Origin of the sequence: Actinoallomurus sp. CA-142502, assembly GCF_050936355.1 — a bacterium.
Lineage (GTDB): Bacteria > Actinomycetota > Actinomycetes > Streptosporangiales > Streptosporangiaceae > Actinoallomurus > Actinoallomurus iriomotensis.
The window spans coordinates 6,945,328-6,969,359 of the sequence record NZ_JBNJMY010000001.1; the positions used below are offsets into that span (position 1 = coordinate 6,945,328).

23 protein-coding genes are annotated in these 24,032 nt (G+C 70.9%); 8 read left to right on the forward strand and 15 right to left on the reverse strand.

Annotation, left to right across the window (positions count from 1 at the left end; all coding sequences use genetic code 11):
* Positions 1–22: 22 nt before the first annotated feature.
* Complete coding sequence (locus ACQEV1_RS32755; protein WP_285623325.1) at positions 23–520, reverse strand: DUF2231 domain-containing protein; 498 nt, start codon at positions 518–520, stop codon at positions 23–25.
* A 117-nt stretch (positions 521–637) separates the two neighbouring features.
* Between ACQEV1_RS32755 and ACQEV1_RS32760 the strand changes: the two genes are divergently transcribed.
* From ACQEV1_RS32760 to ACQEV1_RS32775, 4 genes are all read left to right on the forward strand, one after another.
* Positions 638–1,306 carry a response regulator transcription factor gene (locus ACQEV1_RS32760; protein ID WP_285623328.1) on the forward strand — a complete coding sequence of 223 codons (669 nt, stop codon included), beginning with the start codon at positions 638–640 and terminating at the stop codon, positions 1,304–1,306.
* On the forward strand, positions 1,303–2,643 hold the full coding sequence (locus ACQEV1_RS32765; protein WP_433398692.1) for a sensor histidine kinase: 1,341 nt from the start codon (positions 1,303–1,305) through the stop codon (positions 2,641–2,643). Before ACQEV1_RS32760 ends, ACQEV1_RS32765 begins: the two co-directional genes overlap by 4 nt.
* 74 nt (positions 2,644–2,717) lie before the next feature.
* Positions 2,718–2,942 carry a hypothetical protein gene (locus tag ACQEV1_RS32770; RefSeq protein WP_285623332.1) on the forward strand — a complete coding sequence of 75 codons (225 nt, stop codon included), beginning with the start codon at positions 2,718–2,720 and terminating at the stop codon, positions 2,940–2,942.
* A gap of 81 nt (positions 2,943–3,023) precedes the next feature.
* On the forward strand, positions 3,024–4,694 hold the full coding sequence (locus tag ACQEV1_RS32775; RefSeq protein WP_433398695.1) for an FAD-binding dehydrogenase: 1,671 nt from the start codon (positions 3,024–3,026) through the stop codon (positions 4,692–4,694).
* 35 nt (positions 4,695–4,729) lie between these two features.
* Here ACQEV1_RS32775 and ACQEV1_RS32780 read toward each other — a convergent pair whose 3' ends face one another.
* From ACQEV1_RS32780 to ACQEV1_RS32845, 14 genes are all read right to left on the reverse strand, one after another.
* Positions 4,730–6,493 carry an ABC transporter ATP-binding protein gene (locus ACQEV1_RS32780; protein ID WP_433398698.1) on the reverse strand — a complete coding sequence of 588 codons (1,764 nt, stop codon included), beginning with the start codon at positions 6,491–6,493 and terminating at the stop codon, positions 4,730–4,732.
* 364 nt (positions 6,494–6,857) lie between these two features.
* Positions 6,858–7,529 (reverse strand): GntR family transcriptional regulator, encoded by a 672-nt coding sequence (locus ACQEV1_RS32785; protein WP_433398701.1) that lies wholly within the window; start codon positions 7,527–7,529, stop codon positions 6,858–6,860.
* Positions 7,530–7,578: 49 nt separating this feature from the next.
* A complete protein-coding gene (locus ACQEV1_RS32790) occupies positions 7,579–8,439 on the reverse strand; it encodes an amidohydrolase family protein (protein WP_433398704.1) in 861 nt (286 codons plus the stop codon).
* Between the two features lie 49 nt (positions 8,440–8,488).
* On the reverse strand, positions 8,489–9,457 hold the full coding sequence (locus ACQEV1_RS32795; protein ID WP_433406027.1) for an ABC transporter substrate-binding protein: 969 nt from the start codon (positions 9,455–9,457) through the stop codon (positions 8,489–8,491).
* 82 nt (positions 9,458–9,539) lie between these two features.
* Complete coding sequence (locus ACQEV1_RS32800) at positions 9,540–11,192, reverse strand: thiamine pyrophosphate-binding protein (protein ID WP_433398707.1); 1,653 nt, start codon at positions 11,190–11,192, stop codon at positions 9,540–9,542.
* Positions 11,189–12,241 (reverse strand): amidohydrolase family protein, encoded by a 1,053-nt coding sequence (locus ACQEV1_RS32805; protein WP_433398710.1) that lies wholly within the window; start codon positions 12,239–12,241, stop codon positions 11,189–11,191. Before ACQEV1_RS32805 ends, ACQEV1_RS32800 begins: the two co-directional genes overlap by 4 nt.
* A gap of 43 nt (positions 12,242–12,284) precedes the next feature.
* Positions 12,285–13,145: an HpcH/HpaI aldolase family protein gene (locus ACQEV1_RS32810; protein WP_433398713.1), complete on the reverse strand. Its 861-nt coding sequence runs from the start codon at positions 13,143–13,145 to the stop codon at positions 12,285–12,287.
* Positions 13,123–13,767, reverse strand: coding sequence for an SRPBCC domain-containing protein (locus tag ACQEV1_RS32815; protein WP_433398716.1), 645 nt, complete (start codon positions 13,765–13,767; stop codon positions 13,123–13,125). Before ACQEV1_RS32815 ends, ACQEV1_RS32810 begins: the two co-directional genes overlap by 23 nt.
* A 56-nt stretch (positions 13,768–13,823) precedes the next feature.
* Positions 13,824–14,855 (reverse strand): ABC transporter substrate-binding protein, encoded by a 1,032-nt coding sequence (locus ACQEV1_RS32820; RefSeq protein ID WP_433398719.1) that lies wholly within the window; start codon positions 14,853–14,855, stop codon positions 13,824–13,826.
* A gap of 150 nt (positions 14,856–15,005) precedes the next feature.
* Positions 15,006–16,019, reverse strand: a complete 1,014-nt coding sequence (locus tag ACQEV1_RS32825) for an ABC transporter substrate-binding protein (protein ID WP_433398722.1) — start codon at positions 16,017–16,019, stop codon at positions 15,006–15,008.
* Positions 16,020–16,052: 33 nt separating this feature from the next.
* The gene (locus ACQEV1_RS32830) at positions 16,053–16,910 is read right to left on the reverse strand and encodes an amidohydrolase family protein (protein WP_433398725.1); all 858 of its coding nucleotides are present in this window, start codon (positions 16,908–16,910) and stop codon (positions 16,053–16,055) included.
* Positions 16,911–16,916: 6 nt separating this feature from the next.
* The gene (locus ACQEV1_RS32835) at positions 16,917–17,768 is read right to left on the reverse strand and encodes an ABC transporter permease (RefSeq protein WP_433398728.1); all 852 of its coding nucleotides are present in this window, start codon (positions 17,766–17,768) and stop codon (positions 16,917–16,919) included.
* A gap of 3 nt (positions 17,769–17,771) precedes the next feature.
* Entirely contained in the window at positions 17,772–18,587 is an 816-nt protein-coding gene (locus ACQEV1_RS32840) for an ABC transporter ATP-binding protein (protein WP_433398731.1), read from the reverse strand.
* Entirely contained in the window at positions 18,587–19,465 is an 879-nt protein-coding gene (locus ACQEV1_RS32845) for a hypothetical protein (RefSeq protein WP_433398734.1), read from the reverse strand. Before ACQEV1_RS32845 ends, ACQEV1_RS32840 begins: the two co-directional genes overlap by 1 nt.
* 652 nt (positions 19,466–20,117) lie before the next feature.
* Here ACQEV1_RS32845 and ACQEV1_RS32850 point away from each other — a divergent pair.
* The 4 genes from ACQEV1_RS32850 to ACQEV1_RS32865 are packed head-to-tail and all read left to right on the forward strand — an operon-like array spanning position 20,118 to position 24,013.
* Positions 20,118–21,338 (forward strand): cytochrome P450, encoded by a 1,221-nt coding sequence (locus ACQEV1_RS32850; RefSeq protein ID WP_433398737.1) that lies wholly within the window; start codon positions 20,118–20,120, stop codon positions 21,336–21,338.
* The gene (locus ACQEV1_RS32855) at positions 21,332–22,660 is read left to right on the forward strand and encodes an NAD(P)/FAD-dependent oxidoreductase (RefSeq protein WP_433398740.1); all 1,329 of its coding nucleotides are present in this window, start codon (positions 21,332–21,334) and stop codon (positions 22,658–22,660) included. Before ACQEV1_RS32850 ends, ACQEV1_RS32855 begins: the two co-directional genes overlap by 7 nt.
* Positions 22,566–23,792 (forward strand): cytochrome P450, encoded by a 1,227-nt coding sequence (locus ACQEV1_RS32860; protein ID WP_433398743.1) that lies wholly within the window; start codon positions 22,566–22,568, stop codon positions 23,790–23,792. Before ACQEV1_RS32855 ends, ACQEV1_RS32860 begins: the two co-directional genes overlap by 95 nt.
* A 26-nt stretch (positions 23,793–23,818) precedes the next feature.
* The gene (locus tag ACQEV1_RS32865) at positions 23,819–24,013 is read left to right on the forward strand and encodes a ferredoxin (protein ID WP_285623347.1); all 195 of its coding nucleotides are present in this window, start codon (positions 23,819–23,821) and stop codon (positions 24,011–24,013) included.
* Positions 24,014–24,032: the final 19 nt, after the last annotated feature.

The window sequence follows — 24,032 nt, forward strand, 5'->3', positions numbered from 1 at the left end:
CCGGGGGCCCGTGTGCGCCGGGTCAGTGATGCGGCCCGGAGACCTGCCCGGATGAAGTGGCGACGCCGTGCCACGCCGCGCGGGCGCCGCTGTCGCCGATCCGTGCGACCTGAACGCCGCTGGCGACCGCGCCGACCACCGCGACCACCGCCGCCCCGCCGGCGAGGTACCGCGGCCAGCTCACCTCGCGGGTGGCGCCCAGCCGGCGCGCCGCGACCAGCACGGCCAGCCCCAGCCAGAGCAGGCCGGCGAACGGCAGCAGGCCGTCCGCCATCGACGTGTGCTGTTCCACGAAGGCCGAGGGCCGTACGTGGCGCTCCAGCTGTTCACCGGTGTGCGTGGCCAGCGGGACCGAGATCAGGGCGAGTGTCGCGATCACCAGCGCCGCCGGCGCGTACCTGTCCCGCGCCGCCGGCCACACGGCGACGACGAGCGCCGACAGGGCGGCCAGCGGCACGAGGACGACCACCGCGTGCACGACGAGCGGGTGCGCGGGCAGGCCGAAGATGGTGGAGAACATCGGTGTCCTTCTCGAGGGGGTCCGAGGTCCTCCACCCTCTCGGGGGAGGTGCCAGGAGCGGGTAAGGGAAATGTTCGGAAGTCGTTCAGATACCTGGAATGCCCGTACGGTAAGACCGTGACCAGCGCTTCTGCACGGATACTGATCGTGGAGGACGATTCCGGGATCGCCGGCTCGCTCGACCGGGGGTTGACGCGCGTGGGCTACACGACCCGGACCGTCGCCACCGCCGAGGAGGCACGGTCGGCCGAGGACTACGACGTCGTCCTGCTCGACCTCGGCCTGCCCGACGGCGACGGTGTCGAGCTCTGCCTCGAACTGCGGGCGCGGTCCGACGCGGCGATCCTGGTGATCACCGCGCGCGGCGAGGAACCCGACCGGGTCGCCGCGCTCGACGCGGGCGCCGACGACTACCTCGTCAAGCCGTTCGGGTTCGCGGAGCTGACCGCCCGGATCCGCGCCGTCCTGCGCCGCAGCCGGATCACCGGCACACAGGTGCTGGCCCACGGCCGGCTGCGGATCGACACGCGTACGCACCAGGTCACATGCGACGGAACGGAGGTCCCTCTCACGCCGACCGAGTTCGACATCCTGGAGTGCCTCGCGACCGACCCGGGCCGGGTCGTGACGCGGCAGGAGATCATCGAACGGGTCTGGAACACCCGCTGGTACGGGCCGACGCGGGTGCTCGACGTGCACATCGCGGCGCTGCGCCGCAAGCTCGGTGATCCATCGGCGATCGTGACCGTCTACGCGCGCGGTTTCCGCCTCGGGGACCCGCAGTGACCAGCCGGATCCTCGCGGCGCTGCTGGTCCTCACCGGCGGTCTGCTGCTCGGCGCGCTGCTGCCGCTCGGCTTCGCGATGGCGAACCAGCACGAGCACGACTACCGGACCGGCACCCTCACCATCGCGCACACGCTCGCGGCGGCGTCCGAAGAGCAGATCGCCGACCATGAGAAGTCCACCATGCTGCCCCGGACGCTGCGTGCGCTGCGCGCCGAGAACGAGGACGGCGCGCGGCTGACCGTCGCCGTGACGGACGACGACGGGCACGTCGTGGCCGGTGGGGACACCGGGCTGTACACCCCGGCGCGGGCGGCGCCGGCGCTGGCCGGCCGGACCCGCCTGACCCGGGACGGCGACCGGCTCATCGCCGCGGTTCCGGTGAACGGGCATGCCGAGGCGGTGGCCGGCGCGGTCCTGCTGTCCCGGCCGCTCGACCCGCTGCACGAGCGCGTGATGTGGCTGTGGGGCCGCCTCGCGATGGTCGCCGTGCTCGCGGTGATCGCGGCGGTCGTCCTCGCCATGACGCTCGCCCGCTGGGCCGGCCGCCCGCTGCGCGCCCTGGAGGTCGCCGCCGAGTCCCTCGGCACCGGCGACCTGACCGCGCGCGCCGACCCGCCGCGGCAGCCCGCCGAGGTACGGCGGCTCGCCGAGCGCTTCAACGTCATGGCCGCCCGCCTGGAGGGCCTCGTCGACGACCACCGCACCATGATCGCCGACGTCTCCCACCAGCTCCGGACGCCGCTGGCCGCGTTGCGGCTGCGCATGGAACTCCTCGCCGCCGAGACCACCGACGCCACCGACTTCGACGGCGCCCTCGACGAGCTCGCCCGCCTGTCGCGGATGGTCGACGGCCTGCTCGCCGTCGCACGAGCCGAGAACGTCACCGAGACGCCCGAGCACGTCGCGATGACCCGCATGCTGGACGAACGGGCCGAGGCATGGCGGCCGGTCGCCGCCGAGCGCGGCGTGCGCCTGTCCGTCGAGACCCGCCGCCCGGTCGCGGCCCACGCCGTCCCCGCCCACCTCGAGCAGGTGATCGACAACCTCGTCGACAACGCGCTGACCGCCACGCCGCCGGGCGGGCACGTACGGCTCGACGTCCGCCGCTCCGGCCGCCGGACGCATGTCACCGTGGCCGACGACGGCCCCGGGATGAGCGCCAAGGCCATGGCCGAGGCGTTCCGGCGCTTCCGCAGCGGCAGTCCGGCCGGTACCGGACTCGGCCTGGCTATCGTCCACCGGCTCATCACCGCCGACGGCGGAACGGTGCGGCTGTCCGACACTCCGGGCGGTGGACTCACCGTGACGCTCGACCTCCCGGCCGCGGCCCGATAACGGTTTCCGGGGCCCGGCAACGGGAACCTGAGTCCGGAATCCGGCATCGGACCGGGAAAGGGAAGGAGCCACTCATGTCACATGACGGCGGAGGATCCGTAGGCCACCACGGCGGCTTCAGCGGAGGGCACCACCACGGCGGCGGTGCCGGCCACCACCATCACCATCACGCCGGCGACGGCGGGTTCATCCCGCCCGTGGTGAGCGGCGGGCGGACGCGCGGGGTGTCGCCCGTGGCCGGTGTCGCGCTGGTCCTGGCCCTGGTCGCCCTCGCGTTCGTCATCGCGTACGCCGGCTGACGCCCGGGGACCGCTGCCGGTTCGCCGGCGCGGGATCTACGATGGCGCATCACCATCTTCGGACCGGAAGGGAGCGCCGCCGTGGACGCGGACGTCATCGTGGTCGGAGCCGGGCTGGCAGGACTGGTCGCGGCGCACGAGCTCACCGGCCGGGGCCGGAAGGTGGCGCTGGTGGATCAGGAGAACGCCGCCAACCTCGGCGGTCAGGCCTACTGGTCCTTCGGCGGGCTGTTCCTCGTCGACTCGCCAGAGCAGCGGCGCCTGCGGATCAAGGACTCCTTCGATCTCGCGTGGAACGACTGGCAGGGCAGCGCGGGGTTCGACCGGCTGGACGACGAGGACTCCTGGGCGGTGCGCTGGGCCCGCGCGTACGTCGAGTTCGCCGCCGGGGAGAAGCGCTCCTGGCTCGCCGGCCACGGCATCGAGCTCACGCCGGCGGTCGGCTGGGCCGAGCGCGGCGACCTGCGCGCGGACGGCCACGGCAACTCCGTGCCGCGCTTCCACATCGCCTGGGGCACCGGAACCGGCGTCGTGCGGCCGTTCGTGCGCAGTGCCCTCGAAGCGGCCGACGCCGGTCTGCTGACGTTCCACCACCGTCACCGGGTCGACGAGCTCATCGTCCACGACGGCGCCGTCACCGGGGTCCGCGGCACCGTGCTCGCCGGGGACGACTCGGCGCGCGGGGTCGCCAGCAACCGCGACGCGGCGGGCACGTTCGAGCTGAGCGCGCAGGCGGTCATCGTCGCCAGCGGAGGGATCGGCGCCGACCACGACATCGTGCGGCGCTACTGGCCCGAACGCCTGGGCACCGCGCCGAAGAACATGGTCACCGGGGTGCCGGCCTACGTGGACGGGCGGATGCTGGACATCACCGCCGACGCGGGCGTGCGGCTCGTCAACCGCGACCGGATGTGGCACTACACCGAGGGAGTGCGCAACTGGGATCCCGTCTGGCCCGGTCACGGCATCCGCATCCTGCCGGGACCCTCCCCGATGTGGTTCGACGCGCTGGGCCGCCGCCTGCCCGACCCCTGCCTGCCCGGCTACGACACCCTCGGCACGCTGAAGTACCTGCGCACCACCCCGGACATCGCCGGGTACGACCACTCGTGGTTCGTCGTCACCCAGAAGATCATCCAGAAGGAGTTCGCGCTGTCGGGGTCGGAGCAGAACCCCGACCTCACCAGCGGCGACCGCAAGGCGGTCCTCCGCGAACGTCTCTCCCGTGGAGTGCCCGGCCCGGTGGAGGCGTTCAAGCGCCGCGGCGCCGACTTCGTGGTCGCCGCGACGCTGGACGACCTGGTGACGAAGATGAACAAGCTGACCGACGAGCCGCTGCTGGACCCGGCCGTGCTGCGTCGCCAGATCGAGGCCCGCGACCTGCAGATCGCCAACCCGTACAGCAAGGACTCCCAGATCCAGGGGATCCGCAACGCGCGCCGCTACATCGGCGACCGGCTCGGCCGCGCCGCGGCCCCGCACCGCATCCTCGACCCGCAGGCCGGGCCGCTGATCGGCGTGAAACTCCACATCCTCACCCGCAAGACGCTCGGCGGCATCCAGACCGACCTCGACTCCCGCGCCCTCGGCCCGGACGGGCAGCCCGTGGACGGCCTGTACGCGGCCGGGGAGGTCGCCGGCTTCGGCGGCGGAGGCGTGCACGGCTACAACGCCCTGGAGGGCACCTTCCTCGGCGGCTGCCTGTTCTCCGGCCGCAAGGCGGGCCGCGCCGCCGCGGCGGCCACCGCCTGACCCGAGGCCCGTCGCGGCCCCGACGGGCAATGGGGTCATCCTCGTGACGCGGCCTCCGGCGTGCGTCCGTACCGGCGGGCGACCTCTCTCGGGGCCGCGGGCCCGCTTCCGGTGGACGGTCTTCCCTCCAGGACGACGATCCGATCCGCCTCCGGGGCCAGATGGAGGTCATGGGTGATCAGGATGGTCGTGCGGCCCGCCATGAGGCGGCGCAGCGGGGCGAGGACCCGGCGGGCGGTCGGGGCGTCCAGGCCGGTGGTCGGTTCGTCGAGGATGAGCACCGGGGCGTCCCGCAGCATCGCGCGGGCGATGGCGATCCGCTGGCGCTGTCCGCCGGACAGCAGGCGGCCCTGGCGGCCGACCGGCGTGTCGTAGCCCTCGGGCAGGGCGGTGACGAAGTCGTGGGCCTCGGCGGCGCGCGCGGCGGCGGCGATCTGCTCGTCGGTGGCGTCCGGGCGGCCGTACGCGATGTTGTCGCGCACCGATCCGGGGAAGAGCATGGTCTCCTGCTGCAGCATGGTGACGGTGTCGCGCAGGGTCGTCAGGGAGAGTTCGCGGATGTCGACGCCGTCCAGCCGGATCCGCCCGCGTTCGGGGTCGTAGAACCGCAGCAGCAGCCTGGCGATCGTGGACTTGCCCGCGCCGCTGGGGCCGGTGACGAGGACGAGTTCCTCCGGCCCGGCGCGGAAGGAGAACTCCTCCAGCGCGGGCCGGCCGCCTCCCGGGTAGCGGAAGGTGACGCCGTCGAAGGCCACCCGTCCGCGGCGCGCGGCGCGAGTACGGGGCACCGGGGGGTCGGCGACCGCGGGCGGTGTCTCCATGATCTCGATGATCCGGTCGGCGCTGGCCGCCGCCTCGGAGGCGGTCAGGCCCACGTCGCCCAGGCTCTGGAGAGGCGGGTACAGGTAGCCGAGGTAGGCCGCGAAGGCGAGCAGGCCGCCGAGCGTGACGCGGCCACGCGCGAGCTCCCAGGCGCCGAAGCCGAGGACGAGCAGGACGCACACCGTCTCGATCACCTGGACGAGCGGCTCGTACAGCGCGGACAGCCGGTTCTCCGCCATCTTCGCCTCCAGCCACGTCAGCCCCTCGCAGTGCAGGCGCCGCCGCTCGGCCGGCTGCCGGTTGTACGCCTGCACGAGGGCGTGGTTGGACAGGCTCTCCTCGACGACGCTCGTCATGGCGCCGTTGCTCTCACGCTCCCGTACCGCCGTCTCCCGGAACCGCGCGGTGAAGCGTCGCACGGCGAGCCAGAACAGCGGCGCGAGCGCGAACGAGACGAGGGCCAGGTCCCAGCGGACGTACAGCGCCGCGCCCGCGAAGAAGACCGCGCTGACGACGGAGGTGACGGTCTTGATCAGCCCGGAGGCGACGAACTGCTCGATCGCCTCGACATCGTCGGTCAGCCGCACCATCAGGTCGCCGGTCCGGCCACGGTCGAAGAAGTCGGGCGACAGCCGCTGGACGTGGGCGAAGACCGAGTCCCGCAGCCGCAGGAGGAAGCGCTCGCCCACGAGGGCGGTGAGGTAGTCGCCGCCGAAGGAGGCGACGGCGGTCAGCACCGACAGTTGCAGCCACACGAGGGCGGGCGTCCAGAACGCGGCCAGGTTCTTCGCGGCCAGCACGTGGTCGGTGATGAGGCCGAAGATCCAGATCGCGGCGGCCTCGCCGGCGGCGGCCAGGACCAGCAGCAGCGCGCCGACGACGAGCCACCGGCGGATCCCGCGCGTGTACGGCCAGAATCGGCGGAACGCCTCCCGGGCGGAGACGCCATTCCGCGGAGCCTTCGATCGCGATTCCATGTTCCCTCCCGCGACGAGAAGGGAGCCGGCGGTCGCCGGCTCCCTGTTCCCCCGTTGATTCGTCAGCGGGACGTCCGCTTGGCCGGCTTCTTGTGGCGCTTGGGCGCCGGCTTGCGCGGCGGCTCGACCTTGCGGTTCTTACGCGGCACGGGCAGTTTGCGGAAACTCATCATCGGGTCCTTTCAGTACCCCTTCGTCGCCTTTCGGCGCTGACAGGAATGACATTAGGAACCGATACTGAGAATCAACCGAGACCACGATGAGATGCGCTTTAAATCAGCGTGATATCAAGCTGAGGGGCCCGAACGCGGTTTTACGGGCCCGGCGGGTCGCCAGGCCCGTGAACCGTGGTTCGCACAAGGGCCTACCCGAGCAGCAGCTGCCGCCGGGCCGAGCTGACGTGATGCCGCATCGCCGCGACGGCGGCCTCCGGGTTGTGCGTCACGATGGCGAGGAGGATCGCCTGGTGCTCCTCCAGCGAACCGCGCCGCGGGTGCGGGGCGGAGAGGTTGCGGTACTGGCGCATCACCAGCGGGTACAGCAGGCTGTCGTAGGCACGGGCCAGCGTCATCTGGTGCGCGGCCTCCTTGACCTGCTGATGGAACCTGCGGTTGCCCCGGGAGTACTCCGCCTGGTCGCCGCGGGCCTGGGCGTCCTCCATGGCCTCGAGCGTGCGGCGCATCTCGCGGATGTCCTCCTCGGTGGCACGTTCCGCGGCCTTCCCGGCGAGGGCGGACTCCAGCGTCTCCCGCGCCTCGAGGATGTCGGCCGCCTCCTCGGCCGAGAAGCTCCGCGTCCGTACCCCGCGATTCACCTCACTGGTGACATAGCCCTCCTGCACCAGCCGGACCAGAACCGAACGCATCGTGCCCCGCGAGACGTTGAACTTCTGGGTCAGATCCGCCTCTGTCAGCCGCGTGTTCGGTTCGATGCTTCCCGACAGCAGCAGCGAGCGCAGCCCTTCGTAGGCCTGGCTGTACCGGGTGGCCGACGTGCCGGCCTTGTCGGGGGTGCCGTTGTTGCTGCTCAGATCCACCTTGATCGCCTATTTGCCTCAGAGAAATCGATAAACCGCGCGAAACTGTTCAATTCTGCGTGTTACCCAGACCCGGATACAAACGCCGGGCCGTGCCCGCGAAGATAGCCTCCCGGGCCTCCCCCGGAAGCGGACTCAGGACATTACGGGCGAGGTCGAGAAGCTCCGGCAGCGACTGCTCGGCGGCCGGGCAGTTCGACCCCCACGCGATGCGCTCCGGGCCGAACGCTTCCAGCACGGGCCGGAGGAAATCGACCGCCTCGTCCCCCGCGTCGTGCAGCCGCTCCAGATTCCGGTGCGTGAGCTTGAGGTGCAGGCCGGGATTGCGCGCCAGGTCCGCCACCTCCTTTCCCGCACGGGCGGGCGACGCGGCGATGTCCGGATATCCCATGTGGTCGAGGAGCACGGTGACCGTGGGGTACCGCTCCAGAACCGACACCAGCTGTGCCGTGGCCGGTCCGAGGCGCATCTGCAGGCAGACGGTGACGCCCAGCTCGCCGGCCCGCCGCCAGAAGTCCTCCGTCTCGGGCGCGGCGAACCACTCGCCCTGCGTGGGCACGGTGCTGCCGCTGGTGAACAGCCGCACCCCCGCCAGGCCCCCGTCGCCGCACAGGTCCGCGAGACGCACGCCGGCGTCCGGCCGCAACGGGTCGAAGGTGCCCACGGCGATGAAGCGTTCGGGCCAACGACGGCGGCTGTCGAGGACGTACGAGTTGTCGTATCCGTACGCCGTGGTGGCCTGCACCAGGACGGCCTGCCGGATGCCCACCTCGTCCATGCGGGCGAGCAGGCCCTCCGCGTCCACCGGCCGGGCCGTGGCCCACGCCGACTGTTTTCCGCCGATCGGCGCCCGCGGATACCGGTCCTGGTCCGCGGAGATGATGTGGCAGTGCGTGTCGATGACATCCATGGTGGCTACTCCCCTGCTTGTACGGATGTTTCCGGATGAGACCTAGGGCCTAGGCGTCCGGGTAGTCGCCCTCGGCGAAGAGCTCTCGCCGGTCGGTGAGAGAGTCCGCGTCGAGCAGGCCCTGGTCGCGGGAGAAGCGCACGAGCGCGTCCACCGTGGCCTCGTTGGCGTGCCGGCCGTACGGGACGGGGTCTCCGTCGATCTGCCGCGCCTGCCGGGCGAAGCGCGCCGACGTGGACCACTCCGGGTCCGCGACGACCTGCCGCCGCTTGCTCTCGGCCAGCGCCGCGTACAGCGCGGTCGGCAGGTCGGGGTTCCGCTCGACGAGTTCGGCGCGGAGCGCGATCAGCGAGTGGCACGGGTAGATCCCGGTACGGACGTACCAGTCCGTGGCCAGCACGTCGGAGTCCGCGAACAGCGGGTACGGGTCGTCGCCGGCGGCGTCCTGGGGCTCCGCCGTGGCCGTCCAGCCGGCCCGTGGCGCGCCGGCCCGGCCGGTGCCGGCGTTGCCGGTGAAGGCGGCGTCGATCTCGCCGGCGCGGAGCAGCTCGCCGAGGGAGCGCCCGTCGGTGACCCGCTCGACGTTCGGCGGGACCCGGCCCTCGACGTGGTCGTCGTCGTCCACCACCCATGTGATCTTGTCGATGTTCACGCCGTACTCCTCCTGGAGGACCCCGCGCACCCACACACCGGTGGTCACGGAGTACGCGCGGACCCCGACGCGGCGTCCCTCCAGGTCCGACGGGAGCCTGATCCCCGACGCGGCCGCGCACTGGACGTCGCCGTGGTGAAAGCGCCGGTTGAGGAACACCGGGATCGCGGTGAGGGGAACGCCGGCCTGGCGGGCCATCAGGTACGACACCGGCGCCAGCTCGCAGACGTCGAACTCCAGGTCACGGATCATGCGCCGGTAGGCGCCGATGATCGGCCGGACCTCCACCGGCTCGACCCGGTACCCGTCGACCGCGACCTCGCCGTCGAGCAGCGCCCGCGCGTGGGCGTAGTCCCCGAAAGCCACCGAAAGCAAGTCCATCTCCTGCCTCTCATTCGCATACTTGGAAGTCCGCACCGCGTGCGGGAACGGCGAGCTCCGGCCCGGCTCAGACGTTCTCGCCGTACTGCAGGCGGCGGTACGGCACGCTGAGCACGTTCCTGGTGATCCGGACGTCGATCACCGTGGGCCGGGGGTCGCGGACGTACTCCGCGAGGGCGGCGCGCAGCTCCGCCGTGGTGCGGACCGTCGCGCCGCCGCCGCCGAGCGCCACCGCGACGCTCCCCAGCTCCGGCGTCGGGATCACCGCGAGCTCCGGGTCCAGGCCCTTCGCCTTCGCCTTGTGGTACTCCGCGCCGAGCGCCTCGTCGTTCATCACCACGACCAGGATCGGGATCCCGTACCGGCACGCCGTCTCGAACTCCGACAGGTGCATCAGGAAGCTGGCGTCGCCCTCCACGACGAACGCGGGCCTGCCGTCATCGGCCACGATGGAGCCGATGGTCAGCAGCGGGGCCTGGCCGATCGCCCCGAACATGCCGTAGTTCGACAGGACCTCACGCGACCGCTGGAACAGCATGGTGCCGAAGTCCGTCTGGTGGCCGCTGCCCAGCACCAGGCCGATCTCGCCGGGCAGCTCGGCGTCCAGGACCTGGATCGCCTCGCGCGGGTCGAGGCGGCCCGGCTCGCTCGTCAGCTCCGCCGGGTCCAGCAGCGGAGCGGTCAGCCGGCTCCGTACCTCGGCGGTGTGGAAGCCCTCGATCGCGACAGACCGATTCTCCAGCGCCCGGCTCAGCTCCGTGACGGCGGTGACCGCGTCGGCCTGGATGTAGCAGTCCGCCGCCGCCCCGTTCCCCATGACGATGTGCGGAGAGGTGTCGACCTGGACGTACCTGGCCTCCGGGAACAGGTAGCCGTGCTCGATCGTGTAGCTGTTCAGGCTGGCGCCCACCGCGATCACGCAGTCGGCCTCCTGCAGCAGTTCCATCGCCACCCTGCTGCCGAACAGCCCGGAGATCCCCACGTGGTAGTCGGTGTCGCCGCACAGCCAGTTCTTCGCCTGGAGCGTCGTGGCCAGCAGGGCGCCGGTCTGCCGCTGCAGCCGGAGGATCTGCTTCCCCGCGCCCGCGCGGCGCGCTCCGCGCCCCGCGATGATCACCACGCGCTTGCTCGCCCGGATGATGTCGCCGGCCTGCTCGATCCGGTCCGGATCGGGCAGGAGCCGCGGGCGGTCGAGGAGGTCGACGGAGGGGACGTAGGAGTCGGTGTCCTCGTACTCCTGCTGCTGGACGTCGATGGGGGCGCTGAGCATCACCGGCCGCGACTCGGTGCGCGCGCGGTAGAAGGCACGCTGCACGGCCTCCTCGGCCAGGTCGGCCCGGGTGAGGTGGACGAACTCGCACTCGATCGCGGCGGCGAAGCGCCGTTGGTCGAGATACTGCACGGCCCCCTCGTCGCCCAGCGGGGTCTCCCCGCAGAAGGCGACCAGCGGGGTGCGCGCGCGGCTCGCCACGATCATGGAGGTGGCCAGCTGTGCCGTGCCCGGCCCGCTGGTCGTCGTCACGACGCCCGGGCGTCCGGCGGTGCGCGCCCAGCCGTCCGCCATGCCGAGGCCGGACCCCTCGTGCCGCACCTCGTACAGGCGCACGCCCCGCGTGGCGAGCGCGTTCATCCAGTGCATGTTCGCGTCGCCCATCATGCCGAAGACGTCGCTCGTCCCCTCCTTGACGAACGCCTCGGCGAGCGCTTCGTAGACCTTCAATTCCCCGACTCCTTCGCAGCTTCTCTCAGCACGCCCTCCAGCCGTCCGAACACCCGCAGCGCGTTGCCGCCGTAGACGGCCCGCCGGTCGTCCTCGCTCAGGGACTCGATGGAGTCCAGGAGGTACTTGGTGTCGTCGAACCGGTGCCCGGTCTCCGGATCCACCCCGCGGACGGCGCCGATCATCTCCGAGGCGAACAGGATGTTCCGCGCGGGAATGACGTCCGTCAGCAGTTCGAGCCCCCGCTTGTGGTACACGCAGGTGTCGAAGAAGACGTTCCGCAGCACCAGTTCCTCCAGCGGAGGCCGTCCCTGGTCCTGCATCACGCCGCGGTACCGGCCCCAGTGGTACGGGACGGCGCCGCCGCCGTGCGGGATGATGAACCTGAGCGTCGGGAAGTCGGTGAACAGGTCCGACAGGCAGAGCTGCATGAACACCGCGGTGTCGCCGGCCAGGTAGTGCGCGCACGTGCCCTGCAGAGAGGGGTTCCGCGACATCGCCACGTGGATCATCGCGGGGACGTCGAGCTCGACCATCTTCTCGTAGAGCGGGTAGTAGACCCGGTCGGTCAGCGGCGGCGCCTCGTAGTACCCGTCCGAGGGGTCGGGGTTGAGCAGGCACCCGACGAAGCCCAGCTCCTCGACGCACCGCTCGAGTTCGACGGCGGAGCGGCGCACCGACAGCGCCAGCGCGTCCCCCGGCGACTGCGGGAGCTGGCAGACCCCGACGAACCGGTCCGGGAAGAGCCCGCAGACCCGGCTGATCAGGTCGTTGCTGACGTGGGCCCAGGACAGGCTGGTGTCCGCGTCGCCGTAGTGGTGGGCCATCTTCCCCGCTCCCGGGGAGAAGAGGGCGATGTCGACGCCGCGCTCCCGCTGGAGCTTCAGCTGCCCCTGTTCGATCGCGGTTCTAAGCTCGTCGTCGCTGATGCGGAGTTCGTCGGGCGAGATGCGCGCGCCCGATTCCTCGAACGCCCGTATCTGCCGTTCCCGCCACTCCCCGAGCGCGGGAGGCGCCGTGGTGAAGTGGCCGTGGCAGTCAATGAGCATGACAGTCTCCGATGTACGTGGTTCCGCGGCCGGGTACGGCCGTTCAGGCGCGTCCGGTGAGCGTCCGGCCCAGGTCGAGGGCCGGATAGGTCCGCACCGGGAGGGACATCAGGAAGCGGTAGCCGTCGTCCACCACCTGCTCGACGTTGTCGGCCGTCACGTGCGGGTGGCCGACGGCGACCCCTCGCTCCCCGCAGATGTCGAGGATCCGGCGCTTGCACTCCCGCATGCGGGGGTGCTCGTACTGCCGGGGAATCCCCAGTTCCTGGCTCATGTCGCCCTCGCCGATGAGGATCAGCCCGATCCCCGGCACCTGGTCGAGCATCGCCGGGAGGTTCTCTATGGCGCGCTGACTCTCGATCATGAAGGCGACGAGGATCTCCCCGTCCGGGTCGAGCGGCCAGACGTCGCTCTTCGCGTAGTACTCCTGGTTCGACACGCCCCAGTAGCGGGCGGCCGCGGCGGGGCTGTCCCCGCGCAGACCCGCGGGTTCGAAGCGGGGACTCCTGGGCAACCTGGGGTAGCGGCAGGCCGCGACCGCGTTCCGGGCCTCCTCGACCGTGTCGACGTGCGGCCACACGATCCCGTACGCGCCGAGGTCCAGGGCCTGCTTCGCGTGCCACTGCGCCTTCTCGCCGCCGTTGACCGGGATGCGTACGAGGGGCGTGACCGCGGGCGCCAGGCCGTCGGCCGTGAAGATCTGCCGCCGGTTCAGCAGGTACTGCATGCTGTCCCGGAGCACGGCGGCGTCCCAGGGCCGGTGCTCGGTCTCGAACACCAGCGCGTCGTACGCGGCGGTGCTGAACTCGATGGCCGCGGCCGGTTCCGGCGGCACGAAGGAGGCGAAGACGTGCTCCCCCGCCGCCAGCCCGGCGATCACCTTATTGAGCCGTGGCGTTGCCACTGCCGGCCTCCTCGCTCGTTCGTCGGGTCCCGGCCTGCGCTCCCCGCTCCGGCGACCGGTGCAGCAGCCGCGCCCACCAGGCGCGGAGCCGGCTCAGCGGGCCGGTACGCGGCGGGGCCTCCGCGACCGCCGCGCGCGCGGGCTCCGTCACGGGCCGCGGTACGGGTGCGGGCTCGGGCTCGGGCTCGGAGCAGCGTTGGACGAGCTGCGCCGAGAACTCCTTGGTCATCCTGGAGATCACGACGCCCGCACCCGACTCGACCAGCGAGGCCAGCTTCCCCGAGAGGTTCACCTCGCCGTTGACGGTCACCCGTGAACCGCCGGTCTTCCGGTCCTCGGCCACGCCGAACGTGGCGTTGCCACTGAAGCGCGTGGCCCCCTGCCCGTCCCGGCCGCGGGCCGACAGGCGGCCCTCACGCTCGGACTCCTCCAGCTTCAGGGAGATCCGGGCGGCGAACTTCACCCGGATCGCCGCGAACCTGGCGACCAGGACTCCGTCGAACGAACCGTCGTCATGGGCGGCGCCGAGTTCGGCTCCCGGAATGCAGGACACCACGTCCGATGGGTTGGACACGATAGCCCAGACGCGTTCCGGCGGGCTCGGAACGGCGATCTCTTCCACGATCTTTATCAATGCTGTGAACCTCGTTCGATAGCCGGGCCGTCGCTTGTCGACCGCTATTGCTTCAACAGCGCCAGCGCGTCGGGCCGAAGGCTCAGGTCCGTATAGGCCTTGGGGTCGAGCACCTTTTTCTGGGTGCCACTTCTGACGTTCTGCTGCTGAATGAAATTGAGCTTCTCCGTCGGCAGGTCGAGAGTCGGAGAATAGGCGGTGGTCTTGTTGATGAACTGCCATTCGAGGTCGCCTTCGTCCTGGCTTCCGCCGGCGGCCACATAGGCGGCGACATACTTGCTCTTCGACTCCGCGGTCGTGAGGTACTGGAAGAGCTTCGCGTAGGCCGCCAGCACCTTCACCAGCGCCTTGCGCTTGCTCGACACCGCCTTGGCGGAGGCGACCGCACCCTGGTTGATCCAGAGCGGAAGCTCGTCGTTGACGGTGGCGATCATCCGGACGCCCTTGGTCTCCGCGAGCGCCTTGTTGCCGACCTGTCCGTAGCCGCAGTCGATCTGCTTGGCCAGCGCCGCCTTCAGGGAGTCGGCGCTGCTGCCGACGTTGCGGAAGGTGGCGTCCTTGGCCGACATCCCGTACTTCGCGAGCAACGCCTCGAACACGTCGTACAGCTCGGCGCCGACCGCCCCCACGCCGAGGGTCTTGCCGCGCAGGTCCCGAACCGACTTGACCTGCGGGTTCCCGCTGAAGAGCGCGCTCGTCGAGACGACCTGCGTCCCACCCAGCACCTTCAGCCGCATGCCCTTGTCGATCGCGGGGAAGACGCCGATGAGGCCGCTCAGGACGGTGAGGTCGGCCGAGCCCGAGGCGACCCCGGCCAGCACCTGGTTTCCGGAGCTGACGTTCGTGACCTTGGCGGTCACGCCGAAGGTCGTGAAGTAGCCGAGCTCGTCCATGAGGTGGTTGATGGCGATCGCGCCGGTGGCCGAAGTGTTGATGATCTTGACGGATTCATCGCCTCCGCCGCCCGAACAGCCGGCGGTCAGGAGTCCCGTCGCGCCGGCGGCGAAGGCGCCGGCCGTGGTGCCGAGAAAACTTCTTCGCGAGACCGAACCGGCCCGCTGCTGCCAATGGTTCATAGCCGTCTCCGTGTAGGCCAGGGGGACCTGCCGCGGCACGGGCAGATCAGGAAATGCTCAGGGCGTGAGCCGAAGGGGGTGGTGCGGACGACCGCCCGACCGGGATCGGATCGGTCGTCCGCGGAGAGTCGCCGGGCCCGGCGGGATGAACTACTTCACCAGTGCGAGCGCCTCGCTCCGGAGGCTGAAATCGGTGTACTTCTTGTAGTCGAGCACCTTCTTCTGGCTGCCGGCCTCGACGTTCAGCTGCTGGACGTAATTGAACTTGGCCTCCGGCAGGTCGAGGGTCGGCGAGTAGGCGGTGTACTTGTTGATGAACTCCCACTCGATCTCGGCCTCCTCCTTGCCTCCCCCGGCGGCGACGTAGGCGGCGATGTACTTGCTCTTCGACTCGGCGGTCGTGAGGTACTGGAAGAGCTTCGCGTAGGCGGCCAGGACCTTCACCAGCGCCTTGCGCTTGCTCGAGATGGCCTTGGCGGAGGCGACCGAGCCCTGGTTGATGTAGAGCGGAAGCTCACCGTTGACCGTGTTGAGCATCCGGACGCCCTTGGGCTTCGCGAGCGCCTGGTCGCCCACCTGCCCGTAACCGACGTCGATCTGCTTGGCCATCACCGACTTGAAGGAGTCCGCGCTGCTGCCGACGTTGCGGAACGTCACGGCCTTCGGCGAGATCTTGTACTTGTTCAGCACCGCGATGAAGCCGTCGTACAGCTGGGCGCCGACGGCGCCCACGCCCAGCGTCTTGCCGGCCAAATCCTGGAACGACTTCACCTGCGGATTCCCGGTGAAGAAGGCCTCCGTCGCGATCACCTGCGTCCCGCCCAGAACCTTCAGGGGCAGGCCCTTCTCGATCGCGGGGAACATGCCGATGAAGCCGCTCAGCACCGTGATGTCGGCCGAGCCGGACGCCAGTGCCGCCACCACCTGGGTTCCCGAGCTGACGTTCGTGATCTTGGCGTCCACGCCGAAGGTCGTGAAGTAGCCGAGCTCGTCCATGAGGTGGTTGATGGTGAGCGAGGCGGTCGCGGCCGTGTTGGCGATCTTGACCGTGTTGCCGCCGCCTCCGCCGCCGCCCGAACAGCCGGCGGTCAGCAGACCCGTCGCGCCGATGCCGACGCCGGCCGTCACGCCCAGGAAGGAGCGCCGCGAGAGCGAGTGATTCATTGCCGTCTCCGTGTCATGCCGAATCAAGGATGTTCAGGCCGCGAGCTGCGGATAGATACGGGCCGCGGTGCGACCGAAGATGTCTTCGCGTTCTTCCGTGGTGAGGTCGCCGGCCGCCGCCTCGACGAGGTCGCGCAGTTCCGGCAGGCCGCCCTTTGACGCCGGGAAGTTGGAGCCCCAGGCGACGCGCTCGGAGCCGAAACCGTCCACCAGCCTTCTGATCAGCTTCCGGGAGTCGCCGCCCGGCTCGTTGTCGGCCCGCAGGACGGTCACCGGGGTGATCTTCAAGAAGACGCCCTCGTACGCCGCGAGCGCGAAGAGCTCCTCGGCCGCCGCGTACGGCGGTCCGCCGTCGAGGCGCGGCCGGGCACCGTGGTCGAGCGCGATCACCAGCCGCGGGAACCTCGCCAGGACCGACAGCAGCGTGCCGGTGTCGCGTGAGTGCATCTGGACGCAGACCGGGATCCGCCGCGCCTCCAGGTGGGCCCAGACCACGTCCATCCTCGGATCGTCGAGCCGCGTGCTGCTCGGCACCGGGGTGGTGCCGTCGGCCGCGCGGATCCGCACCCCGGCGAGCCTTCGCTCGTCGATCCAGTACTTGACCTGGTCGATCGCGTCATCGGCGACGAAGTCCACCGAGCACACGCCGATCAGGCGGTCCTCGTGCCCGGCCAGCGAGTCGGCCGCGTACCGGTTGTCGAAGCCGTACACCGTGGACGCCTGCACCACGGCCGCCTTCTCGATGCCGGCGGCGTCGAGGCCGCGGAGCAGCCCGTCCAGGTCGACGGGACGCGTCGCCGACCACGCGGACTGCTTGCCGCCCAGCGGACGATGCGGGTACCGGTCCAGATCCGGCGAGATGATGTGAGTGTGGAGGTCAGCCGTTGGCATCGGCGGTCACCGGGTCCTCTCACGCCAGGGCGCGACGACGTTCTCCAGCCAGCGGGCCAGACCGGTCAGCAGGACGCCGAGCAGCATCAGGGTGAGGACGGGGACCAGCATGTAGTCGGTCTGGTAGCTGGCTCCGTACTTCTGGATGAGACCGCCCAGCCCGGAGATGCCCGTGAAGAACTCCGCCGCGACGGTTCCGATGAGCGCCCGGCCGATGGAGATCCGTAGGCCGGTCATGATGAAGGGGACGGCGCTCGGCAGGATGATCTTCCGGAACACCTGGCTCTCGGAGGCGACGAACGCCCGGCTCACGTCGAGCACGTTCTGCTCGACCTCGTGGACGCCCGCGGCCGTGTTCAGGAGCATCGAGAACACGGTGAGGATGAACACCGTGACCACCTTGGACTCCATGCCGAGCCCGAACCACACGATGACCAGCGGGATGATGGCCAGCAGCGGAGTCGCGTTGAGCGCGCTGATGATCCACTCGATGGACGAGGCGACCAGCGAGTACCGCCCGATGATCAGCCCCACCACCACCCCGACCACGATGCCGAGGAGCAGGCCCAGCGCCAGGATCTCGAAGCTCCGGGCGATGGCGGACAGCAGCGCGCCGGAGGTGATCTCATCCCACGCGGCCTGGGCGACCGCCGTCGGATAGGACGTGAACAGCGGGTCACTCTTGCCGATGAGCTGCCACGCCACGAGGATCACGGCCGCGACCAGCAGACGAAGCCCCCACTTCAAAGCGTTGCGCCTCCGCTCCGCCTGCCGTAGCCGCCGCACCCACGGCTCGTCCGCCGTCACCGACCCGCCGTCGGTGGAGGTCCGGGTCGCCACCATGCGATCTGTCGACATGATTCAGGCACCTCCCGCACGAATTTCCCGTGCCACGATGTCGCGGGCCTTGATGAACGCCGGGTCGGACTTGATGTCCAGGATGTTGGCCCGCGGCCGGGGCAGGTCGACGTCGACCACCGTGTGCACCCGGCCCGGGCGGGGCAGCAGCACGAGAACCCGATCGCTGAGGTAGATCGCCTCGTCCAGATCGTGGGTCACGAACATGATGGTCTTCCGGGTCTTGGCGTTCAGGTCGAGCAGCTCGACCTGGAGCTCCTCCCGGGTCTGCGCGTCCAGGGCCGAGAACGGCTCGTCCATCAGGAGGATCTCCGGGTCCACCGCGAGGGCCCGGGCCAGCCCGACCCGCTGTTGCATGCCGCCGGAGAGCTGCTTGGGGTAGTACTTCTCGTAGTCGGCGAGCCCCACCAGCCGCAGCGCGTCCCGCGCCTTCTGCTCGCGCACGTTCCCGGCGACGCGCTTGAGCTCCAGCCCGAACTCCACGTTCCGCAGGGCGCTGCGCCAGGGCAGCAGCGACGCCTGCTGGAACACGATGGCCCGGTCCAGACCCGGCCCCTTCACCTCGCGGCCGGCCACCCGGAGGGTGCCGTCGTCCGGCGACAGCAGGCCGCCGACGATGCGCAGCAGCGTGGTCTTGCCGCAGCCGCTCAGCCCGACGACCGAGACGATCTCGCCTTCGTACATCGTGAAGGAGATGTCGCTGAGCACCTGGGTGAACGACGGGCGGCGCCCCTTGCCGATGGAGCGGAAGCTGTGCGAGACCGACTCGACGGCCAGTTTCGTCGGGCGGTCGTCCCTCTTCGAGTCGATGGCGGACATCACGCGCCCACGTATCGGGTGAAGTCGGCGAACAGGTCCTCGGCCGTGAACTCCGACCGGATGAGCCCCTGCTCGCGCGCGTACCGGATGGCCAGGCGCAGCGCCGACATGAGGGAGTCGCTCAGGCCGTACCGGACGGCGCGTTGCCGCGGCGTCGGCGGGCCGTCCGGCCGTGCGGCGTCGATGCTCGCCCTCAGCGCGGCGTAGATGCCGCGGACCGCTTCCGGATCGTTCTTCAGCACGTCCGTACGGACGGTGAGCATGTGGTTGATCGGCACGGTCGCGTGGCGCTCGCCCCACGCCTGCTCGGCCTCCTGCCAGTTCTGGATCACCGGGACGAGCGTGGCGCCGTCGTCGTCGATGGCCACGGGGCCGAGCACCGCGGCGGCGACGTCGCCGTCGCGCAGCAGGTCAACGATCTTGCTGGAGGTGCGCTCGACGTTCGGAGGTTCGACGTACTCGGCCACGTGCGGGCCCTCCGTGGTGACCCACGTGATCTGGTCAGCCTCGATCCCGTAGTCCTCCTTGAGGGCGCCGCGGACCCAGAGCCCGGTGGTCTGGGTGTACGCCCGGACGCCGACGCGCCGGCCCACGAGTTCCTTGGGGTCCTGGACCCGCCCGCCGGGCCACTGCGAGAGCGAATGGTGATGGAAGTCGCCGTTCATGACGACCGGAAGCAGGCTGATCTCCTTGCCCTCGTCCCTGGCCTGCAGATACGTCGCGATCGCCATCTCGGACACGTCGAACTTCAACTCGCGGACCATGGGCGCGAACGCCTTGTAGATCGGGTCGATGTCCGCGAATTCCAGCCGGCAGTTCTCGACCTCGCGCTCACCCGCCTTCAGCGGGGTCGTGTGCGCGTAGTTACGTACTGCCACGGTGTACGTGTTCAAGGTTTCTGACCTTCCAGTGACGTTCGAACTTCGTCGGTGAACACCTCAGGCAGCGAGAACACGCATTCGGCGTTCTCGCTGAAGACAGCGGCTCTGGTTCTCCGGCGGCGCGCCGGCCCCTATCGGGCGGGCGTGGCGCCGTCGTCCTCGTGACGCGCCGTGGCCGGGCCGGCGTTCGACCGCGGCCGGCTCAGCGGCGAGAAGGAACTAAGAGGACGGTGCCTTTCCCGGGGTCACGCGGATCGATCGGCATTCGTCTCCTCAGCCGACCAACGGACCTGGCGATCGCGCTTACGTCCGTGCGATGTCGGGGGGTTTTGGGAGGGGTTCGGGGAGTGGTCTTCGTCCGCGATCGCCCCGCCTGCCGGTCACCATCGACCCGTCAGAGCGATTGTCGAACAATGAGTGCGGCGAGCGTAACATTGCCGAATCATGACGGCAAGATGTGCAGGAAAATCGCCTCAGGGCACAACTCAGTGTTAAACAATCCGGCCGCCGCCACCCCCGGCCGGTCCGCGGGACATCGGAGCCCTCCGCGGTCAGGATTTAAATCAAGCGATTGACTTACGTCGTGGTTTCGGGTTGGCTGGTCGGGTCCGGGCCTTACAGGCGGGTCTGACCCAGAGGAAGGTGCGCGGTGGAACACGGCGACGGCCGGCAGGCGCTCAGCTATCCGATCCCGAGCCCGGCGGCGTTGGAGCCACCCGTGGAGTGGGCCGACCTGCGGCGGGAGTGCCCGGCCGCCCGCGTGACGCTGCCCAGCGGTGACGAGGCGACGCTGCTCACCCGCTACGCCGACGTACGGAAGGTGCTGTCCGACCCCCGGTTCAGCCGGCGGTTGAACGCCGAGGACGCGGCCCGGATCGGCGACAGCGAATCGGGTGGAGTGTTCAACGGCGAGATCTCCGAGACGCTCCCCCAGACGGGTGAGGAGCACCAGCGCTGGCGCCGGATGATCACCAAGTGGTTCACCGCCCGGCGGATGGCCGCGCTCCGGCCCGCCATCGAGACGATGGCCGAGCGGCTCGTCGACGAGATGGTCGAGCACGGCCCGCCCGCGGACCTCAAAGCGAGCCTGGGCTTCCCGCTGCCGGTGTGGGTGATCTGCGACCTGCTCGGGGTCGACGACGCGGACCGCGACCGGTTCGCGTACTGGTCCGACACCTTCCTCAACCTGACCCGCTACACGGACGAACAGGTCGCGGCGGCGCAGGCCGAGTTCGTCGAGTACATGACCGCGCATGTCACGGCCAAGCGGGCCGACCCGGGCGAGGACCTGCTCAGCGAGCTGACGACGGCCACCGACGCCCGAGGCGGCCGGATGCCGGACGCGGTCCTGGTGGCCACGGGCCAGGCACTGCTCGTCGCCGGGCACGAGACCACGGCGAACATGATCGCCAAGATGGCGGGCCTGCTGCTGGCCGACCGGCGGCGCTGGGAGCGGCTGGTGACGGACCGGTCCCTGGTGCGCTCCGCGGTGGAGGAGGTGCTGCGGTTCGACGCCAACGCCGGCATCGGCATGCCGCGCTACATCGGGGAGGAGGTCGAGCTGGCCGGCACCGTGCTCACCGGCGGCACGACCGTGATGTGCGGCATGGCCGCGGCCAACCGGGACGAGAGCGCCTTCGACGACGCGGACCGGATGGACCTGGCCCGCAGCCCCAACCCTCATCTGGCCTTCGGCTCCGGGGCGCACTCCTGCCTGGGCCAGGCGCTGGCCCGCACCGAGCTGCAGGCGGTGCTCGACGTCCTGCTGCGCCGGCTCCCCTCCCTGCGCCTCGCCGTCCCGCCCGCGGAGCTGCGCCGGATCGAGGGGCTCGCCGTCGGGGGGCTGCGCGAGGTCCCGGTCCGATGGTGAGCGTGGCCGGCCCGTCGAGCGTGCTGGTCGTCGGCGCCTCCGCCGCCGGGCTCTGCACCGCGGAGGCACTGCGGCGCAAGGGCTACACAGGACGCCTCACGGTCCTGGGCGACGAACCGCACCTGCCCTATGACCGGCCGCCCCTGTCCAAGCAGGTCCTCTCCGGCGCCTGGACACCGGACCGGGCGCGGCTGCGCACGGAGGACGCGCTGGCCGGACTGGACGCGGAGTTCCTCCTGGCCGACCCGGCGATCGGCCTGGACCCGGCCACCCGTACGGTGCGGACGGCCTCCGGCCGGACGCTGCGAGGCGAGGTCGTCGTCGTGGCCACCGGCGCACGCCCTCGCGCGTTGCCCGGGCAGGCCGGCCTCGCCGGAGTGCACGTCCTGCGCACGCTCGATGACGCGCTCGCCCTGCGGGCCGGTCTGGCGGGGTCGTCGAGGCTCGTGGTCGTCGGCGACGGGGTGCTCGGGGCCGAGGTCGCCGCGACCGCGCGGACGCTGGGCCTCGACGTCACCCTGACCGGTCCCCGGCCCGCCCCGATGGCGGGGACGCTCGGCCCCCTGGTCGCGAACCTGCTCGCCGAGGTGCACGCCGAGCACGGCGTACGCCTGCGGATGGGCGGTCGCGTCGCCGCCCTGGCCGGCCAGGACGGCACGGTGACGGGCGTTCGCCTGGAGGACGGCGAGGTGCTGCCGGCCGACATCGTCGTCGTCGCGATCGGCGCGGACCCGGCCACCGGGTGGCTCGGCGGATCCGGGCTGCCGCTGGACGACGGGCTGGTCTGCGACTCGCGCTGCCGGGCCGCGGAGGGGATCTACGCCGTCGGCGACGTGGCCCGCCGGCACGACGAGCGGCTCGGCGGCCTCGTCCGCCTGGAGAACCGGACCAATGCCGCCGAACAGGCCGGCGTGGTCGCCGCGAACATCCTCGGCGCGGACCTGTCCTACTCCCCCGTCCCCTACTTCTGGACCGACCAGTTCGCCGCCAAGCTCCAGATCCACGGCACGCTGCCCACGCATGCCGACGCCGACGTGACCGTCGTCGACGGTGACCTCGCCGGGCGCCGGTTCGTCGCCCGCTACTCCCACGCCGGACGCGTCACCGGCGTACTCGGCTGGAACATGCCCAAGCAGACCCGGCAGCGCCGCCAGGAGCTGCTCGAGACGCACACCGACCGCACCTCCCGTTCCGTGCTCACGCCCACCGCAGTCCCTGGAGGAGACGATGCCCCAGACCTTCGATCCGGCCACCGAGCGGGCCGACCTCCCGTTCTTTCCCATGGCCCGGGCGGCGGGCTGCCCGTTCGACCCGCCTCCTGAGGCACGGGCCGGGCAGCAGGAGGACCCGCTTCGCCGGGTCCGGCTGTGGGACGGCAGCACGCCCTGGCTGGTGACGGGCTACGCCGAACAGCGGACCCTTCTCGCCGACCCGAGGGTCAGCTCCGACCCCGACCGCCCCGGCTACCCCAGCTCCGTGCCGCGCGACCCCGAGGGCTCTTCCATCAGCTTCATCCTGATGGACGACCCCGAGCACGCCCGGCTGCGGCGCATGGTCACCGCGCCGTTCGCCATCAAACGGGTACGGGCGCTGCGCCCCGCCGTACAGAAGATCGTCGACGGCCTGATCGACGACCTGCTGGCCGGCCCGAAACCGGCCGACCTGGTCGAGGCGTTCGCGCTGCCCGTGCCCTCCCTGGTCATCTGCGAGCTCCTCGGCGTGCCGTACACCGACCACGGCTTCTTCCAGAGCAAGAGCAGCACCATCATCAAACGCGACGCCGCGCCGGAGCAGCGGTTCGCCGCCTCCCAGGCGCTGTCCGCCTACCTCGACGCCCTCATGGGCGACAAGCTCGACCGTCCCGGCGACGACCTGCTGTCCGGCCTGGCCGAGCGGGTCAGGGCCGGGGAGCTGACCCGCGGCGAGGCCGCGCAGATGGGCGTCCTGCTGCTGATCGCGGGCCACGAGACCACTGCCAACATGATCGCCCTGGGCACGCTCGCCCTGCTGGAGCATCCGGACCAGCTCGCGATCCTGCGCGAGACCGACGACCGCGCCGTCGTCGCCTCGGCCGTGGAAGAGCTGCTCCGCTACCTGAACATCACCCACAACGGCCGGCGCCGCGTGGCCCTGGAGGACATCGCGATCGCCGGGCGGCTCATCCGCGCGGGCGAGGGCGTCATCCTGGCCAACGACGTGGGCAACCGCGACCCGCGGGTGTTCCCCGAGCCCGACCGCCTCGACCTGCGGCGCGACGCCCGCCGCCACGTCGCCTTCGGCTTCGGCGTGCACCAGTGCCTCGGCCAGCCGCTGGCGCGACTGGAGCTGGAGGTCGTCTACGGCACCCTCTACCGGCGCGTACCCACACTGCGCCTGGCCACGGAACTCGAGCGGGTCCCCTTCAAGCACGACGGATCCGTGTACGGGGTCTACGAACTGCCCGTGACCTGGTAAGTCACCTCGCCTCTCGGAAGGAACCCATGAAGGTCAACCTCGACCAGGACAAGTGCGTCGCCTCCGGCCAGTGCGTGGTCGCCGCCATGGAGGTGTTCGACCAGCGCGACGAGGACGGCATCGCCGTGCTCCTGAACGACAGCCCGCCCGCGGACCAGGCCGACGACGTCCGCCACGCCGCCACCGTCTGCCCGGCCCTCGCCATCACCGTCGAGGAGTGAACACCGGGACCGGCGCCGG

Excerpts from the sequence above, each read along its gene's own strand:
- ACQEV1_RS32835 (WP_433398728.1), bottom strand. The coding sequence starts at position 17,768 with ATGTCGACAGATCGCATGGTGGCGACCCGGACCTCCACCGACGGCGGG.
- ACQEV1_RS32780 (WP_433398698.1), bottom strand. The coding sequence starts at position 6,493 with ATGGAATCGCGATCGAAGGCTCCGCGGAATGGCGTCTCCGCCCGGGAG.
- ACQEV1_RS32860 (WP_433398743.1), top strand. The coding sequence starts at position 22,566 with ATGCCCCAGACCTTCGATCCGGCCACCGAGCGGGCCGACCTCCCGTTC.
- ACQEV1_RS32770 (WP_285623332.1), top strand. The coding sequence starts at position 2,718 with ATGTCACATGACGGCGGAGGATCCGTAGGCCACCACGGCGGCTTCAGC.
- ACQEV1_RS32840 (WP_433398731.1), bottom strand. The coding sequence starts at position 18,587 with ATGTCCGCCATCGACTCGAAGAGGGACGACCGCCCGACGAAACTGGCC.
- ACQEV1_RS32790 (WP_433398704.1), bottom strand. The coding sequence starts at position 8,439 with ATGGATGTCATCGACACGCACTGCCACATCATCTCCGCGGACCAGGAC.
- ACQEV1_RS32755 (WP_285623325.1), bottom strand. The coding sequence starts at position 520 with ATGTTCTCCACCATCTTCGGCCTGCCCGCGCACCCGCTCGTCGTGCAC.
- ACQEV1_RS32805 (WP_433398710.1), bottom strand. The coding sequence starts at position 12,241 with ATGCTCATTGACTGCCACGGCCACTTCACCACGGCGCCTCCCGCGCTC.
- ACQEV1_RS32820 (WP_433398719.1), bottom strand. The coding sequence starts at position 14,855 with ATGAACCATTGGCAGCAGCGGGCCGGTTCGGTCTCGCGAAGAAGTTTT.
- ACQEV1_RS32830 (WP_433398725.1), bottom strand. The coding sequence starts at position 16,910 with ATGCCAACGGCTGACCTCCACACTCACATCATCTCGCCGGATCTGGAC.
- ACQEV1_RS32865 (WP_285623347.1), top strand. The coding sequence starts at position 23,819 with ATGAAGGTCAACCTCGACCAGGACAAGTGCGTCGCCTCCGGCCAGTGC.
- ACQEV1_RS32855 (WP_433398740.1), top strand. The coding sequence starts at position 21,332 with ATGGTGAGCGTGGCCGGCCCGTCGAGCGTGCTGGTCGTCGGCGCCTCC.
- ACQEV1_RS32825 (WP_433398722.1), bottom strand. The coding sequence starts at position 16,019 with ATGAATCACTCGCTCTCGCGGCGCTCCTTCCTGGGCGTGACGGCCGGC.